At 43.4% G+C, this 17,655-nt stretch carries 15 protein-coding genes; 8 read left to right on the top strand and 7 right to left on the bottom strand.

Translation table 11 applies throughout. The annotated features are described in order from the left end of the window. Positions 1-281 precede the first annotated feature (281 nt). Positions 282-1,523 carry an allantoate amidohydrolase gene (locus tag ACY3ZI_RS00855; RefSeq protein WP_487375818.1) on the top strand — a complete coding sequence of 414 codons (1,242 nt, stop codon included), beginning with the start codon at positions 282-284 and terminating at the stop codon, positions 1,521-1,523. A 68-nt stretch (positions 1,524-1,591) separates the two neighbouring features. On the opposite strand, the gene ACY3ZI_RS00850 is transcribed toward ACY3ZI_RS00855, so the two are convergent. Both ACY3ZI_RS00850 and dcuC read right to left on the bottom strand, forming a co-directional pair. Beyond that, positions 1,592-2,857: an amidohydrolase gene (locus ACY3ZI_RS00850; RefSeq protein WP_036949898.1), complete on the bottom strand. Its 1,266-nt coding sequence runs from the start codon at positions 2,855-2,857 to the stop codon at positions 1,592-1,594. A 15-nt stretch (positions 2,858-2,872) separates the two neighbouring features. After that, positions 2,873-4,147 carry a C4-dicarboxylate transporter DcuC gene (gene dcuC / locus ACY3ZI_RS00845; protein WP_036949897.1) on the bottom strand — a complete coding sequence of 425 codons (1,275 nt, stop codon included), beginning with the start codon at positions 4,145-4,147 and terminating at the stop codon, positions 2,873-2,875. A gap of 801 nt (positions 4,148-4,948) precedes the next feature. Between dcuC and codB the strand changes: the two genes are divergently transcribed. The 6 genes from codB to ACY3ZI_RS00815 all read left to right on the top strand — a co-directional run bounded on the left by codB (position 4,949) and on the right by ACY3ZI_RS00815 (position 11,413). Next, positions 4,949-6,196 carry a cytosine permease gene (codB, locus tag ACY3ZI_RS00840; protein WP_108478658.1) on the top strand — a complete coding sequence of 416 codons (1,248 nt, stop codon included), beginning with the start codon at positions 4,949-4,951 and terminating at the stop codon, positions 6,194-6,196. Beyond that, positions 6,189-7,487 (top strand): cytosine deaminase, encoded by a 1,299-nt coding sequence (locus ACY3ZI_RS00835; protein ID WP_211887047.1) that lies wholly within the window; start codon positions 6,189-6,191, stop codon positions 7,485-7,487. The genes codB and ACY3ZI_RS00835 overlap by 8 nt, the downstream gene beginning before the upstream one ends. A 171-nt stretch (positions 7,488-7,658) precedes the next feature. Next, positions 7,659-8,330, top strand: a complete 672-nt coding sequence (locus ACY3ZI_RS00830) for a heavy metal response regulator transcription factor (RefSeq protein ID WP_036949891.1) — start codon at positions 7,659-7,661, stop codon at positions 8,328-8,330. Next, on the top strand, positions 8,327-9,688 hold the full coding sequence (locus ACY3ZI_RS00825) for a heavy metal sensor histidine kinase (RefSeq protein ID WP_487375817.1): 1,362 nt from the start codon (positions 8,327-8,329) through the stop codon (positions 9,686-9,688). The genes ACY3ZI_RS00830 and ACY3ZI_RS00825 overlap by 4 nt, the downstream gene beginning before the upstream one ends. A 109-nt stretch (positions 9,689-9,797) precedes the next feature. After that, a complete protein-coding gene (msrP, locus tag ACY3ZI_RS00820) occupies positions 9,798-10,805 on the top strand; it encodes a protein-methionine-sulfoxide reductase catalytic subunit MsrP (protein WP_487375816.1) in 1,008 nt (335 codons plus the stop codon). Continuing rightward, positions 10,805-11,413 carry a protein-methionine-sulfoxide reductase heme-binding subunit MsrQ gene (locus ACY3ZI_RS00815; protein ID WP_487375815.1) on the top strand — a complete coding sequence of 203 codons (609 nt, stop codon included), beginning with the start codon at positions 10,805-10,807 and terminating at the stop codon, positions 11,411-11,413. Before msrP ends, ACY3ZI_RS00815 begins: the two co-directional genes overlap by 1 nt. 37 nt (positions 11,414-11,450) lie before the next feature. On the opposite strand, the gene dmsD is transcribed toward ACY3ZI_RS00815, so the two are convergent. From dmsD to dmsA, 4 genes are all read right to left on the bottom strand, one after another. Beyond that, positions 11,451-12,065: a Tat proofreading chaperone DmsD gene (gene dmsD, locus ACY3ZI_RS00810; protein ID WP_211887040.1), complete on the bottom strand. Its 615-nt coding sequence runs from the start codon at positions 12,063-12,065 to the stop codon at positions 11,451-11,453. A gap of 108 nt (positions 12,066-12,173) precedes the next feature. Further along, positions 12,174-13,031 carry a DmsC/YnfH family molybdoenzyme membrane anchor subunit gene (locus ACY3ZI_RS00805; RefSeq protein ID WP_211887038.1) on the bottom strand — a complete coding sequence of 286 codons (858 nt, stop codon included), beginning with the start codon at positions 13,029-13,031 and terminating at the stop codon, positions 12,174-12,176. A 1-nt stretch (position 13,032) separates the two neighbouring features. Continuing rightward, positions 13,033-13,650 carry a DMSO/selenate family reductase complex B subunit gene (locus ACY3ZI_RS00800; protein ID WP_036950397.1) on the bottom strand — a complete coding sequence of 206 codons (618 nt, stop codon included), beginning with the start codon at positions 13,648-13,650 and terminating at the stop codon, positions 13,033-13,035. 11 nt (positions 13,651-13,661) lie between these two features. After that, on the bottom strand, positions 13,662-16,106 hold the full coding sequence (dmsA, locus tag ACY3ZI_RS00795; RefSeq protein ID WP_211887036.1) for a dimethylsulfoxide reductase subunit A: 2,445 nt from the start codon (positions 16,104-16,106) through the stop codon (positions 13,662-13,664). Between the two features lie 691 nt (positions 16,107-16,797). On the opposite strand from dmsA, the gene ACY3ZI_RS00790 reads away from it, so the two are divergent. Further along, positions 16,798-17,130 carry a helix-turn-helix domain-containing protein gene (locus tag ACY3ZI_RS00790; RefSeq protein ID WP_051422597.1) on the top strand — a complete coding sequence of 111 codons (333 nt, stop codon included), beginning with the start codon at positions 16,798-16,800 and terminating at the stop codon, positions 17,128-17,130. A gap of 58 nt (positions 17,131-17,188) precedes the next feature. Here the strand turns inward: ACY3ZI_RS00790 and ACY3ZI_RS00785 are convergent, their stop codons facing one another. Then, on the bottom strand, positions 17,189-17,650 hold the full coding sequence (locus ACY3ZI_RS00785) for a hypothetical protein (RefSeq protein ID WP_036950393.1): 462 nt from the start codon (positions 17,648-17,650) through the stop codon (positions 17,189-17,191). Positions 17,651-17,655: the final 5 nt, after the last annotated feature.

The following is a 17,655-nucleotide window of genomic DNA, read 5'->3' as shown; positions in this document are numbered from 1 at the left end:
AATAATGAAAAAATCGAGGGTTAATTTAAAAAATATTTAAATTAACCATTAATAACTTCAATCTGTTACAAACGTAAAATTTGTTATATTTTCGTTTAATATCAGTAATTTGATAAATATCATGCAACCTTCTCTTTTTCATACTTCTGTTTGACTTACTCCATTTCTATTTGCATAGTAGTACTCATAATAATTTTTATACTTTTCTGCTTTTTATTTTCAATCCTATTTATTCCAACACATTTAAATATATCTGATTACAATTTATGAAAGAGGTTTTCATGACTAGGGAATTATTTTCTACTAATGAAATGAAATTATTATTTGAAAAATTAGCATCCTTTACTGTTTATCCTGAAAATAAAGGTGTGACACGTTTGGCTTATACACCCACAGACCAATTGGCACACCAATACATGATAGAAACCATGCAAAAAGCTGGGTTTACTGTTCGCCAAGATGCGATAGGGAATATTTTTTGCCGATTACCGGGAAAAAATCCCGATTTACCTGCTGTTGGCACTGGCTCTCACTTGGACACGGTTCCTAATGGCGGTGCTTATGATGGTACGCTTGGTGTCGTGGCAGGATTTTACGCGCTGATGCAATTTGAGCCACAGCAATTATCCCGTTCCCTTGAACTCGTCATTTTCAGGGCAGAAGAATCCAGTCGATTTGGTTTTTCCTGTATTGGCAGCAAAGTATTACTTGGGAAAGTTGATCGTGAAAAGTGGACTCTCAACCGAGATGATGATGGACGCAGCTTTTTCGAGGTTCTCGATAGCCTGGGTTATCCAAGCCACGAAATTGAACAGTGCCAATTAGCTGATAACTATTATTCCGCTTTTATCGAAATGCATATCGAACAAGGTCGGCGCCTTGAACTTGAAGGAAAATCAGTGGGAATTGTGAACGGAATTGCCGCTCCAACCCGCTTCCAAGTTCAGGTTACAGGGCATGCAGATCACTCCGGCGCCACCCCAATGTACCAACGCCACGATGCATTAGTGGCCAGCGCCGCCATTATCAGCGATGTAAATCGAGCGGCTTGCCGTGAATCTGTATGGGGAACCGTCGGTACCATTGGAAAACTCAATGTATATCCAAATTCCATGAACGTTATTCCCGGTGAAGTGAACTTCTTGGTTGATATTCGCGGCATTGAACCAGAAAGTATTGCTCGCGTTGCCACTCACTTGAAAAATTCCATTAAAAAATCTGAACAAGACAACGATGTTTCGATTCAAATTCGTGAAATTTCAGCAGAAGCACCAGTGAAATTAGATAACGAGATTTGTCAGTGTATTGAACAACATTGCCTTGAACAAAACATCGGTTATATGACCATGTTGAGCGGTGCGGGTCATGATTCTATGAATCTCGCCCAAAAATTCCCAACCGCAATGATTTTCACACCATCAAAAAATGGAATTAGCCATCACCCTGATGAATTCACTGATTTCGACGACATCATTATTGCCGCTAATCTATTGAAAGATACCCTGTATTCATTAGCAAAATAAAGCCTTAGCGAAATAGAAAAGCCGCTGGGAGGTTGCTCTCTCAGCGGCTTTTTCCTATCACCAAAAAATTACATTAATGACACCAAACATCCGGTATACAGCTGATAGGCTGTTAACATCTGTTTTTCATCAAAATCAAAATTAGCTTGGTGATGCCCTGCGGTTCTGTCAGCACCGACAACAAAATACAGAGATTTACCCCCGTGACGCTGGACGCGTTTTGCCAAAATAGTGGCATCTTCGCTACCACCAAACGGTCGAGTCGCTACTGCAGTTAATTCCCCATGTTGCCCTACCACACTAGCCAAGGTGTCAATCAACTCTTGGTCATTGGTTAAATCAACCGCTTCTCCCATCACTTCACTTTCCATTTCTAGCTGGAAGCTGTGTGCGGAGCCTTCTGCCATGCGAATCGCATTTTCGCTCATAAAGCGGTTAATCTCTTCATTTTCGCCGCGGACTTCTATCTGCATTTGAGCATAAGATGGCGTCACGTTTCGCCCTTCACCGGCATTCAGTACCCCAACGTTAATGCGCGACATTCCTTTACCGTGTCTTGAAATTCCCAACATTTGCGTTGTAGCATGACAAGCGCCGGCTAGCGCATTACGTCCCAATTCAGGCTCTGCTCCTGCGTGGGATGGTGCACCTTTGAAGCGAAAATCCAGTTTTGTTGTGCAGAGGAAATGGGTTGGGTTAATCACAATTTCACCGCTATTGGCAATGAACCCTAAGTGCGCCCCTAAGAAATAATCCACATCATCCACAATGCCACTTTCAGCCATCGCTCTCGCACCACGAACGCCTTCTTCCGCAGGTTGGAATAACAATTTTACTTTGCCAGATAAGCTCTCTTTATTTGCTACTAGCCAATGCGCGACCGCTAAACCAATCGCGATATGCCCATCATGACCACACGCATGCATTTCACCAGGATGACAAGAGCTAAAATTATCATTTTTTGGGCGATGGGTTTCATCAGTACTTTCTGTCACACCGACACAGTCAATGTCAAAACGCAGTGCGATTGTCGGTCCTGCTTTGCCACTATCGAAAATGGCAACACACCCTGTCAGCTCCTGCATTTCAGCCAGCAGATTTTCATCAACTTGGTGCTTTCTCGCCACCGCTAAACCTTTATCAACCACTTTCTGTTGACGTCCAAAGGCATATTCAGGATTGATCACCTGCGGACCCACTTTGACGTCCAAGTTTAAACGACGCAGTTCTTCAACGATTTTTGCTGTGGTTAAAAACTCAGACCAACCAATTTCAGGGTATTGATGGAATTCACGACGCCATTGAGTCAGTTGTTCTAATGTAATATTTGACATGTTATCTCCTTAAAATTAAAGCATGATGAGCGCAATGAAGATCACCCCAACAATCATGCCAGGCGCAGTACGCTTCACAATTTCCATCGGGTTCACATTGGCTAAACCTGCACAGACGATAGCCGCACCTGCTAACGGTGACATGGTTCTACCCAATGCGCCTGAAATTGCAGAAGCCATCCCCAAATCAGGAATTTCATAACCAAATTGCTGGGCAAATGGTGTTACCGTTTCGTTGAAAGCAAACGCGGCCGCATCACCTGAACCCGTGATAATTCCCATTAAGAATGGGCCCAATGTCCCTCCCCAACGTGCAAATTCAGGAGAGTGGATCAGAAAACCAATAAAGGAATCAATTAAGCCAGATGCTTTGAGACCCGCAGAGAAAACAGCAGCAGCGATGATGATCCCAAGAACATCCCCATAGGCATTCCCCATCCCTTTAAAGAACTCTTTAGTAATGGTTGAAGGGTTAGTACGCGTGATAACTAACGCATAAATTGCCCCAATGACCATCGCTGCTGGCACACTAATTTGATACGCTTTCAGCGCATCCATAAATGGCAGAATTAATAGGATTAATGGAATAAACGGCGCTGTCGCGTACAGATAATTTGGCTGTTCTGCCGCTGCATTTTGTTCTGTGCCCGCGGTGCCATTCACTTCGACAACCGCTTTCATGTTGTACTCTTTTTTCACTAAAGCAACGATAGCTAAGGAAACAGCAGCGATGCCTCCAACTGCTAAGCTGTATGGTCCGTGGCGAGCAATTAAGTCAACAATACTCATGTTCGACATCTGCGCCACAAATGGGTTATGTGACAACCCAGGGCTCAGCATAGAACCTATCGTACCGCACAGCACAGCACCACCAGCAATAGCTGGGTGAATACGTGCAGCAATCAGTAACGGAATCAATGTCGCACCCACCGCGGCAGCACACCCAGCCGCAGAAGGGATCGCGATATTAATAAAGAAAGTCAGTACGACTGCTGCGGGGATCAGGAAAAAACCCAGTCGAGTCAGAACACGAGATAGCACCAGTACTAAATGTTTATCACACTTGGTGTATTTCATAACATAGGCAAAACCCATACTGGAACAAATGGCTTGGATCAGCGGAGCCGAAACCATGCGCTCGCTAAATGCATTTAAGGCATCCATTGGCACGAGGCTAATAATACAGAGTACTAGCCCAGCAGCAATTAATACCATCCGAGTTTCATATTTTTTAATTAAAAGATAAATTGTAGCAACGATAACTAATGCCGCGATAATTTGTATTATCATGACTGACCTCTTTTATTCCCTGGAGAAATAGATAGAACAAATAAAGAAAAGAATGAATTTTTAATTGGTAATTCATTGTGAACTTTAATTGTTTTATTTAATTGAGGGATATCAATTTTAATTCCCTATCTGGAAATTAACCGCCATTTTGTGATCAGCGCGATGTTTACTATAAAAAAATCATTCAAAATTAAAAAATATCCTTTAAAAACATAATCATGATCAACCAGAAAGAAACATTAAATTCCGTCAAAATGACTATAAAATTAACGTTGTTATCATTTTGGTAATATTGAAACTCTTTTTTTACTCTTTACTCATTAAATAATTAAATATTAAATTACGTAAATAATTAGATTTATAAATATCGATTCTCATTTAGATTAAAATCATATTTTACTCAAAAAAATGAGTAATAAATTCCAATCAACAATTTAAATGCGTAATAATAAATAAAATATTAAAATTTGTTTAAACATTATATTTTATTGAATAAATATAAATAAAAAAAACGAATCATTGATACACACACATTCGGAAGTCTTTTATCTTAATTTTACGTTTTTTGTTTGTATCATTGGCTATTCTAACCGCTGGTTTTTATCGTGACTTTATCTCACCCCATCAAGCTGTTTACCGCCTCACGTCCTTTCCAGTTACGCTATAGACTAGAATAAAAAATGAGCAAAAACACAATTCATTAATTCTTTTTAAGCATGTGCGAAACCGTTTGCTTTTTATTTTTACGGCTATAGAATTCGTCAGATTTTTTTGGCCAGAGGAAAGCTACAGGAGGCAATTGTGTCCGGTGATAAAAATTATAGTCATGAGCCAGTACCCATATCCGCAAGAAAAGGCGGGCTCGCATTAACCTTTGTAATGCTGGGTTTAACGTTCTTTTCCGCCAGCATGTGGACCGGAGGCGCTCTCGGTACCGGTCTTAGTTTCAACGATTTCTTCCTCGCAGTTCTCATTGGTAATCTTATTCTTGGTGTCTACACCGCCTTCCTTGGTTTTATCGGTTCTAAAACAGGCTTAACAACCCACCTTCTTGCACGTTATTCTTTCGGTATTCGCGGCTCTTGGCTCCCTTCTTTCTTACTTGGCGGTACACAGGTCGGCTGGTTCGGTGTCGGCGTTGCCATGTTCGCCATTCCCGTTGGTAAAGCAACAGGCTGGGATATCAACTTACTGATTGGTATTTCCGGTATTTTGATGACCGTCACAGTGTTCTTCGGTATCTCCGCATTAACCGTGCTATCCATTGTCGCCGTTCCTGCCATTGCTATCTTAGGAAGCTACTCCGTATATCTTGCTGTCACTGATGCCGGTGGTTTAAGCGCTCTGCAAATGGTAAAACCGGAACAACCAATCGATTTCAACCTTGCACTGGCGATGGTCGTCGGCTCGTTTGTCAGCGCAGGAACCTTAACCGCTGACTTCGTACGCTTCGGGCGTAAGCCGAAAATCGCGGTACTGGTGGCCATTGTGGCGTTCTTCTTGGGCAACTCACTGATGTTTATCTTCGGTGCGGCGGGCGCAGCTTCCTTAGGTATGGCGGATATCTCCGACGTAATGATCGCGCAAGGATTACTCTTACCAGCAATTATCGTGCTTGGTTTGAACATTTGGACAACCAACGACAACGCGCTGTACGCTTCCGGCTTAGGGTTCGCCAACATTACAGGCTTATCCAGCAAGACGTTATCCATTATCAACGGCTTAGTGGGCACACTCTGCGCACTGTGGCTGTACAACAACTTTGTTAGCTGGCTGACCTTCTTATCCGCAGCCATTCCACCGATTGGTGGCATTATCATTGCGGATTACTTAATGTATCGTCATCGCTATGCCACTTTTGACATGAGCAAAATGCGCGATGTGAATATCAGTGCGTTAATCGCCGTGGCTGCGGGTGTTGCCGCAGGACATTGGCTACCGGGAATTGTCCCTGTTAACGCAGTGCTTGGCGGCGCTATCTGCTACGCCATCCTGAATCCACTATTGAATCGCGTACGCGCTACTAATTCGGAGATGACCCGTGCTTAATCAACATATTCAACATATCCACAATGTCCGTTTACCTGAGCGTGAAGGTCTGTGGCGAATCGATATTGAAAATCAACAAATCAAAGCTATCGTTCCGCAGCCCGCAGGTGAAGTACTCGCTAATAGCCTTGATGGTGAAGGCGGCTTAGCCATTCCACCATTTGTTGAGCCACATATTCATTTGGATACAACACAAACTGCTGGGCAGCCAAATTGGAACCAGTCTGGCACCTTGTTTGAAGGGATTGAACGCTGGGCCGAACGTAAAGCGATGCTGACCCATGACGATGTGAAACAGCGCGCTTGGCAAACTCTAAAATGGCAGATTGCTAACGGTATCCAACATGTTCGTACCCACGTTGACGTTTCCGATGCCACTTTAACGGCACTGAAAGCCATGCTGGAAGTGAAAAAAGAAGTGGCGCCTTGGGTGGATATGCAGATCGTTGCTTTCCCTCAAGAGGGGATCATGTCCTATCCAAACGGCGAAGAGCTATTAGAAGAAGCGCTACGTTTAGGGGCGGATGTGGTCGGGGCTATCCCGCACTTTGAATTCACCCGTGAATATGGTGTGGAATCCCTGCATAAGACCTTTGCACTGGCACAAAAATATGACCGTTTAATCGATGTTCACTGTGATGAAATTGATGATGAACAGTCACGTTTTGTCGAAACCGTTGCTGCCCTTGCTCACCGTGAAAATATGGGCGCACGCGTTACCGCCAGCCATACAACGGCGATGCACTCTTACAACGGGGCATATGCTTCACGTTTATTCCGCCTGCTGAAAATGTCAGGGATTAACTTTGTCGCCAACCCGTTAGTGAACATTCACTTACAAGGTCGTTTCGATACCTATCCAAAGCGTCGAGGGATCACCCGCGTGAAGGAAATGCTCGCCGCCAATATTAATGTCTGCTTCGGTCACGACGATGTGTTCGATCCATGGTATCCACTGGGTACCGCAAATATGCTGCAAGTGCTGCATATGGGTCTGCATGTTTGCCAATTGATGGGCTATGGTCAGATTAATGATGGTTTGAAGCTTATCACTGAGCACAGTGCAAAAACGTTGAATTTGCAAAATTACGGTATTGATGAAGGGAAACGTGCAAGCTTACTGATCCTGCCTGCTGAAAACGGTTTTGATGCAGTACGTCGCCAAGTGCCAGTACGCTATTCCATCCGTGATGGTCGCGTAATTGCCACTACGCAGCCAACCGTGACCCAAATTCAACTCGACGATGTCGAGACGATTCGTTACGGTTATCAGCCACATAGCGAGAACTAAGTTTAACCCCAGCACGGGGCTTATTGAGCCTGCAATCAATGAGTCCCTGTGTTTTCCTCTCCTGATGTATCTTCATTTACCTCATTTTTATTGCTAAACCCCAGACTGTTTCTTTACAGTAAAAGTTTCTTTAAGATGAATTAAGTCAAATCAAACGATTGCTGGGTTTCCATGAGAATACTATTAATTGAAGATCACCTTAAAACCCAAGGTTGGGTTAAAAATGGCTTAGAAGAAGCCGGTTTTCTAGTGGATGTCGCTAATGATGGTCGTGATGGGCTCTACTTTGCTTTAGAAAATAATTATCAATTGGTTATTCTCGATATCATGCTGCCGGGTATGAGTGGCTGGGATATTTTAAAAATCTTACGCACTGCGAAAAGTATTCCCGTTATTTGCCTCACCGCGCGGGATGCCGTAGATGATCGCATTAAAGGCTTAGAGCTCGGTGCCAATGACTACCTTGTAAAACCATTTTCGTTTTCTGAATTATTAGCACGTGTTAAAAACCAACTCAAAGTGAATCAACCCACCTCAACAACCATGACGATTGCAGATTTAAAGATAGATCTGACCCGTCATGATGTTGAGCGCGGAGGAAAAAAAATCATCTTAACCCGCCAAGAATTTTCTCTGTTGCTGTTTTTCGTGCTGCATAGCGATGAAATTTTACCTAGAACCTTAATTGCCAGCGAAGTTTGGGGCATCGATTTTGACAGTGATACCAATATCATCGATGTCGCCATCCGTCGATTGAGAAAGAAAATTGATGATGAGTTTGAAGTTAAGCTTATCGAAACCATTCGAGGGATGGGATACCGCTTAAATAGGCCAATAGAATGAAAAAAAAGTCGCTACGCTTTAAACTTATTTCCCTGTTTATCATTCTGATGGTCGCTAATGCTGGCGTCGTGACATGGGTTTTATATCACTCGCTGAAGAATGAGCTGTCTGAACAAGACAATAATTTGCTCGTGAACCGCGCGGAGCAACTCGCTAAATTAATTTCGGGTGGCATCGATATCAAAACGCTACCGATGTATTTCCAAAGCATGATGGACATGCGCCAAGATTTGATCCAGATTTCTGATGCGAGTGGGCACATACTCATCGCGACTAACAGCGAACTTCTGGATACCCAACCACTGCGGCTAGTGAACCTTGAGCAGCTAAATATCCATGCCATCACCCATTGGCAAACCGCACAAAACATTCCCATCTCCGCGGTCTATTTCGCCATGAACTCACCATTAGGACAGCTCCATGTGGTACTCGGTAAAGTCTCCGTCGACCGCAGCGGAGTATTAACCCAATATTTAACCCAAAGCGTGCTGGTGTCTGCCCTCTCAATACTGTTGATGGGATTACTGAGTTTATGGTTACTGAAAAAAGGGCTCTCCGATATTCAATCACTGAGCCAGATCACGATCAAAACGGACGTACATGCGCTGAATGATCCGATCGATATTGATCAGCTTCCACAAGAGTTAAAAGAGCTGGGCGAATCAATGAATACCATGCGCCAACGGCTAAAACATGACTTTGTTAAACTAACCCAGTTCGCCGATGACTTAGCCCATGAGCTAAGAACGCCCATTAATGCCATACGAGTGCAAAATGAAATTACACTCCAACGCTCCCGTAATGTGAGCGAATATGAAGAGGTCATCATTAGCAATATTGAAGAGCTTGATAAGCTGGCACAGATGATCCAAAGCACGTTATTTATTGCTCGTGCTGAAAATAAAAACATCACGTTAAATCGAGAAAATCTCTCAATATCAGAATTAGTGAATGATGTTTATGAACTATTTTCGGCTTATGCAGAAGAGAAACAGATTACGCTTTATTGTGAACCTTCAACCCTCAGGCTTGATGCTGATCCGGTATTACTGAGCCGTGTATTCATGAATGTTATCGCTAATGCGATTAAATACTCTCACCCAAATACTCGCGTGCTCACCCAGATCATTGAGCTTCCCCAGCAGAGAGAAATCCGTATCACTAACCAAGGGAACCCCCTACAAAATAGCGAGGAAATTTTCACCCGTTTTTGGCGCGGAGATAATGCCAGAACCACGGAGGGAACTGGGTTGGGGCTGGCGATTGTCAAAGCGATTGTTGAACTGCATGGCGGCTCAGTAAGCTTTGAACATGTCGCAGGTACCAGCACTATTACTCTAACATTTCCTACTGTCTAAAATTTCCTACAATTAAGTAAGATGACAAATTTGTCATCTTACTGTCAGCCACTTTTATCACGCATTCGGTATAACTGATTTCATTCTTCTTTTTGCTATGGAGCGCACAATGAAAAAGTTACCTAAAATCCCCGGTTCTCAAATCACGGATGAATCCATTTTTTTTATGAAGCGCCGGCAGCTACTCAAAGCCTTAGGTCTGGGGGCAGCAGGTTTAACCGTTGCAGCGACAGCAAATGCGGGCTTATTTTCTTGGCTAAGTGACGATGCGCCAGCAACGCCCGTGACGCCAAGAAAAAACCTCACATTTATTCAGCCTGAAGAGTTTCATTCATCGTTAACCTTGACGCCAGAAGATAAAGTGACTGGCTATAATAACTTTTATGAGTTTGGGCTAGGAAAATCTGATCCAGCTGAAAACGCGCATACCCTCATTACCGACGAATGGACAGTAACTATTGATGGGGAAGTGAATCGTCCTTTGACCCTTAATTTAGATGATATCAACGCCAAGTTTCCCCTAGAGGAGCGTATTTATCGCATGCGCTGCGTCGAAGCTTGGTCGATGGTTATTCCTTGGGTGGGCTTTCCGTTAGCCAAACTATTGGCATTGGTGGAGCCCACCAGCAAAGCCAAATATGTCGCCTTTGAAACTCGTTATGCTCCCGAACAAATGCCAGGACAAAAAAGCCGTTATATCGGCGGTGGCTTGCCTTATCCCTATGTTGAAGGGCTACGTTTAGATGAAGCCATGAATCCGCTAACCTTACTTGCCACTGGCGTATATGGAAAAACATTACCCAATCAAAATGGCGCACCGATCCGCTTGGTTGTTCCTTGGAAATATGGTTTTAAAGGAATTAAGTCTATCGTCAAAATTCGCCTAACCGAACAGATGCCAGATACCACATGGAACCTATCCGCGCCCAGTGAATATGGTTTTTTTGCCAATGTGAACCCGCAAGTTGATCACCCTCGTTGGTCGCAAGCGACCGAGCGTTTTATTGGTGCAGGGGGTTTAGGTCAGGTAACCCGACAGCCTACTTTGCTGTTTAATGGATATGGTGACCAAGTCGCGAGCTTATATCAGGGAATGGACTTGCGGAGATACTTCTAATGCCCCAAGAAAACAGGCTATTAGTGAGATTAACCAAAGGAGGCTTTCATCTTATTGCTCTGCTCCCTTTGGTATGGCTGATTTTTTTAATTGGTACTCAGCGACTTGGCGCTGATCCCGCTAAAGACATCCAACATTTTACGGGAATAGCCGCTTTGCGTTTGCTCGTCGTTATCGCACTGATCCCCGTTATCGCTAAATTATTGCGATTTACCACGCTGTTTCAGACACGAAAATTACTGGGATTATGGTGTTTTTTCTGGGCTGTACTGCATTTGAGTAGCTATTTATTACTGGAGATTGGCGTCAATAATTTATCACTCTTTTTTGAGGAGGTTTTCTCGCGGGTCTACTTAGTGATTGGCGCCACGGCTTGGCTATGCTTATTTTTGATGGCGGTGAGTTCGTTCAACCGCATACGAATGAGCCTAGGTGTATGGTGGAAAAGAATTCACATGCTGCTTTACCCAACGCTATTACTCGCACTTTGCCACTATGCTTTGTCATTAAAAACCCTAACGCCTGAGCCAGCGATTTACTTAGTGTTAGTGGGCGCTGCTTTTGCTTATCGTGTTTGGAGCCAACAAAAACAGCCGATCAAACCTTAGGATAAATTGGCGATCCCCAAGATCGCCAACCGACTCATCAGCGATAAAAAATCAGCTTTTTATCCGCTTCAATATTCATCGAATCCTGCCAAGCCACCAGCGTTAAATGCGCCAGCTTACTCAGCCCCACATAAAATGGAGAATCACCTTTTTCCTGCATTTTGTCTAAATACAGCAAACCCCACGGCAAAATATGTTTCCCTAATAATTCAGAAAGATTTTCAGGTTGATGTTCCGCTACCCAAGCCACCATCATCATCAATAAACCAAAATGGTCTTCAGGTTCGTTTTGGGTTAAATGAATATCAATTTGATGGGCTTGCATCCACTCACGAAGTTGCAAGGTAGACTCACCAAACAGCACATTTTCTTTATCTAGCCAGACTGAACCCCACGGTGGAGAAGGAAGCGCATAAGGGCCAATAAAGAGGCGTTGATAAGCTTCATCAAGGGTTTCACCATCACGTTGTATTGTCGCCATCTCTGCGGCAATCCCTTGTTTTTGCTCTTCAGAGCCGTAATGCCAGTCTGCCACCCACTCACCGGATGCCAATAATTCGATAATATCCGGCACTTGGTCAGGGGAATAATAGAATGCCGCACCAAGGATCCGAGCTGTCACGGAAACATCATTTAAAGCGAGTTCGTTCATGGTGTGTAATCCACTGTTTATGTGTTATTAGTTGTTTTGCTTATTATTGATAACAATTCTTGGGAAAGAAAGGCTTAGCAGAAGGTTGCTAAGCCTTTGAGGTGATGATTAGTTAACTGCCATGCCCACGGTCATATGCAGACCATAGAACACACCGCGTCCAACAATCTCGCCCGCCAACACTAACAGGGTACCGATACCCAAGTTGATGACAGATGGATTACGTTTCGCGATTAACGGCATGATCCAGCAGCCCAGTCCCATCGCTACGGCGACAATTTTAATATCCATTAAGAAACCGAAATCAGGCACTAAATCCGTTGCTTTTTGTACTGCGGTTTCAATGCTTGCCAAGTCAAATCCTTGAGAGATAGCAGCGGCTGCACTCACTAATAATGCTATCGCACTCAATGCAGGGAGGCGACGAATGCATTGCAGGTCAAACCCAGCGACACGCAATAACAGCGCGGCTAAGATAGGTCCACCTAAGAATGCCGTTAGCACGAAGTTGATCATGGTGTAGCTGTTATTCCACGTTGGTACCGTTGGGATTTGGTACACACGGGAAGTCGCCACCACAAAGATAGCCGCAAGAACAGCCACCACCACTAACCACAGTTTACCTAGCGCAGCAGGCATTTTGTTTAACACTGCCAACAACCAATACAAGCCACCAAAGGCAAAGAAGATTGCACCACTGGCAATTTCATTACTCAGTGAAGAAGCCCCTAAGCGATTGAAGGCATTAAATGCACGCAGTGGTGTGCCCATGTGCATCGTGGATAATAAGAAACCAATTCCCATTAATACCCACAAACCAAACATGCTGTAATGCACTTTACGGTTAAGTTCAGGGGATAGTTTTCCACTTAATAAAACCGCTGCCATCACAATAAATGCACCCGCAACACTTTGACCAATAACGGTGAAAAACATCAATGGCCATTCATGAATTCCCGCGCCCATATTAAACTTCCTCCGGGTTAGCCAGATGACCCGTGGTATCACCGACAGGTTTGCTATTGGCATTCAATTTTAAAACGATATTTGGATGAGTATATTCAGCCGATGGTAACGGTGCGATTTCCGCTAAATCACCATATTTGGCGCGCAGCTCTTCAATCGGTGCCATATCCAATGCACGTAATGGGCAAGATTCCACACAAATTGGTTTTTTGCCTTCTGCAACACGCTCATAGCAACCATCACACTTGGTCATATGGCCTTTGACTTGGTCAAATTGAGGCGCACCGTACGGGCATGCCATGCTGCAATAGCGGCAACCAATACAGACTTCTTCATCCACCACCACAAACCCATCTTCGCGTTTGTGCATCGCACCACTTGGACACACTTTAGCGCACGCTGGATCATCGCAGTGGTTACACGAAATAGACAGGTAATAGGCGAAAACATTCTGCCCATAAACGCCATCTTGCTCAGTCCAATCACCCCCCGCGTATTCATAAATACGGCGGAAATTCACTTCTGGAGATAAGTTTTTAAAGTCTTTGCAGGCTAACTCACAGGTTTTGCAGCCAGTGCAACGACTTGAATCGATATAAAAACCATATTGCGTTGACATATCTGGCATCCTTAAGCTTTCACAACTTCAACAAGATTAGAGTGTGATGGGTTCCCTTTCGCCAGTGGCGATGGACGCTGCGTGGTCAGCACGTTAATGCTGCCCGCATGGTCAATACGGTTACCATCTGGGTCATACCATGCACCCTCTCCTAAACCAACCACACCCGGTAAAATACGCGGGGTAACTTTGACTTTGACACGCACTTCGCCTCGGTCATTGTATACGCGGACTAAATCCCCATGTTTCAGGGAGCGTTTCGCCGCATCTTGTGGGTTGATCCATAACTCTTGAGGACAAGCCGCTTTCAATACATCCACGTTGCCATAGGTTGAGTGGGTACGTGATTTATAGTGGAAGCCCGTCAACTGTAATGGGAATTTTTCCATTAGTGGGTCGCCGTACTGCTCAAACCCAACGGAATAGACTGGCAGTGGATGGATCACATCCCCTTCTTCCAGCTCCCATGAATTTTGCAGTTCCGCTAATTGCGCGGAATAGATCTCGATTTTGCCTGATGGCGTGGTCAATGGGTTCGCAACTGGGTCTTCACGGAAGCTTTGATAAGCCACATGGTGACCTTTAGGATCACGTTTTTTGAAGATACCTTGCTCACGGAACTCTTCGAACGTTGGCAACTCAGGTAATGCAGCGCGAGATTGTTCGTATAAATGACGTAACCACTCTTCTTGAGTACGATTTTCAGTGAACTGCTCACCAACACCCATGCGTTTGGCAATTTCGCTGGTCATTTCATAGATATTGCGGCTTTCAAAACGCGGCTTGATCGCTTGGTCAGCAAAAATAACGTAGGACATATTCCCCGCGGAAGCATCCATACAGAAATCCATTTGCTCAGACGCAGTGCAGTCTGGCAGTAAGATATCGGCATATTTTGCAGAGGCGGTCATGTGGTTATCAATCACCACAATCATTTCGCACTTCGATTCGTCTTGCAGGATATCGTGGGTACGGTTGATTTCTGAATGTTGGTTAACTAAGCAGTTACCTGCGTAATTCCATACCATTTTAATTGGCACATCCAATTTATCTTTACCACGGACACCATCACGGGTAGCCGTCATTTCAGGACCACGCAGGATAGCGTCTGTCCACATAAACATGGAAATGCTGGTTTGCACTGGGTTAGTTAAGGTCGGCATACGCACGAATGGAATGCTGTAAGAGCCTTCACGAGCCCCCGTGTTACCACCATGAATACCGATGTTACCGGTTAAAATCGCCAGCATTGAGATAGCACGAGACGTCAGCTCACCATTCGAACGACGCTGAGGACCCCAACCTTGCACAATATACGCAGGTTTTGCAGTACCAATTTCACGGGCTAATTTTACAATGCGAGCCGCCGGAATACCGGTGATGGATGACGCCCATTCAGGGGTTTTCGCTTGACCGTCAGGACCATCACCCAGGATATAAGCTTTGTAATGCGCATTTTTTGGTGCGCCAGCTGGCATGGTGGTTTCATCGTAGCCTACGCAATATTTATCTAAGAATGGCTTATCCACTAAGTCTTCTTTGATCATCACATACGCAATGGCGTTAACGAGCGCCGCATCAGTACCCGGACGAATTGGGATCCATTCATCTTCACGCCCTGCACCTGTATCGGTGTAGCGAGGGTCGATGATGATCATTTTCGCGTTAGATTTTTCGCGTGCTTGTTCAACATAGTAAGTCACCCCACCGCCGCTCATACGCGTTTCGCCAGGGTTGTTACCAAACATCACCACTAATTTAGAGTTTTCGATGTCTGAAGGGCTATTACCGTCTGCCCAGCCACCAAAGGTATAATTCAGACCTGCCGCAATTTGTGCGGTACTGTAGTCACCATAATGATTTAAATAACCACCACAGCAGTTCATGAGACGAGCAATCAAAGTTGCGCCCGGTGGCCATGATTTTGTCATGGTGCCGCCAAGAGTACCTGTACCGTAGTTCAGGTAAATGGACTCATTACCATAATCTTTAATTAAGCGCTTCATGTTATCGGCAATAGCGTCGAAAGCTTCTTCCCAACTGATTCGCTTAAATTTACCTTCACCGCGTTTGCCTACACGCATCATTGGGTAGCGCAGACGGTCAGGGTTATAGACACGGCGGCGCATAGAGCGGCCACGTAAACATGCACGGACTTGATGCAGCTCTTCATACACGTCATTACCCGTATTATCGGTTTCGACGTATTTGATCTCGCCATCTACGACATGCATGCGCAATGGGCAACGGCTTCCGCAGTTAACTGTACATGCACTCCAAACAACTTTTTCATTCCCTGATGGTGTCGATGTTTTTTGCTCTGTTTCCGCTGAAGCGCTAAACGGAAGAGAAAATCCTCCCGCTGCGGCGGCTAAACCTGTCACGGCGCCCGCTTTCACAAAGCCGCGACGGCTAAGAGGAGCAAAAATAGCAGCTTTCTCTTTTATATTGGCCATATATAACTCGCTCACTTAAATTGCAATTGCTTAAAATAATAAGAAGTTTTTTCGCTAAAATTTTTTCGTTAAAATAATGGAATTAAAAAATGCAGTTTGTGCGCCATTAGCGATAAAACCGCCAGCCACATAATTAGAGGTAATTAGAGTTTTTGATTGAGTTAATAATATCAATCGGGGAATTCGAGAGATTGTCTTACATCAATAAATACATTGATAATCAACATCATCAATGTGTTTATGCCGCTTCATTCGCGGTTTATTTCACCTATTCGTTATATAATTAAATACATAAAAAAGAGATTTATAATATATAACTGTCTATATTCAAATGATTATTCAAAAATAACACGCTTAAAGCTTTATTATTTTCTGATTATTTTTATCGATATTCCTGCGAAAAGAACCCTTGATTAAAAAACATCATATTGCGCAAATTATTGTGATACCACTAATAATAAATAATAATCTTAATAAGATTGGTTTCTATTATCATTTCAAACGATTCATCTTTCAAAATACTCATTTTGTTTTTAATTAAGAAAATATGAAAACTTAATTTTTTAATAAAGAAATTCCCTAACCACATAAAAAACCTAGATTAAAAGACTAAAAACTATTTGATTTTTAATTTGGTTTACACCCCTCGGTGGAAATACAACAATTATGATTCCATCACGCAAGAGGACATATGATGAGTGAACACCTTTCCTTTGAAAGCACGCAAGCCTATAAATTACCCATTCAAGATATTAGCTTTTACTTTGCCGGAGAGAATGAAGCTCAAATAAACAATTTAATCGGGCACTATATAAGAAAAAAAAGAAAAGAACTGGGTTTGACTGGAAGCCAAATCGCTAGCCGTGTCGGTGTCAGTCAGCAACAGTTTTCACGGTATGAGGTAGGGATCAGCAATATCACATTACCGAGATTATTTTTAATTATTAGCAAACTTGACATGGATATTGAGACTTTCCTCAACGACCTTGTCATGATCGTTAAACGACTACATACACAAGATTAAAGAGGTAGTGATAGATAATCTTTTTATTGGGTAGATTATCTATCACGCTCATATTTAATCATTTGCAATAAAAAGCATACATATCATTGGTGAAAAAGACATACCCACCACTTTTCTGAGGATAGAGAAAGATATCCATATCTAGGTTGGGGTCCAAATAAGACTGAGACAAATATTTTTCTAACTCCGAAGAGTCCGTATTATCCGAATTCAATAAAATATTTTTCTTAGATTTAATTTTAAGACTATCGCCAATCTTTATAATATCGATATAAACCTTTCTTGCTACCTCACTCTCAATACCATTTTGGCTAAACTTGCCCTTTAAATTCACCCACCCTTCATGATCGCCTAAGGTGTAAGAAATACTCAAAGAGAGTTTTACATTGTTTTCAATAGAAATAGTCCTAAATGAGGATCGACAAATAATGTCATCTGACTCATTAACCTGGTATACAGCAATAGAAGAAAGAATAATTGCTGATGTATAAACAACAGCTTTCAAGATGCTTTTTTTCATTTTTA

The organism is Providencia sp. LY12 (genome assembly GCF_057621555.1).
This window is presented reverse-complemented; position numbering and strand designations above follow the sequence as displayed.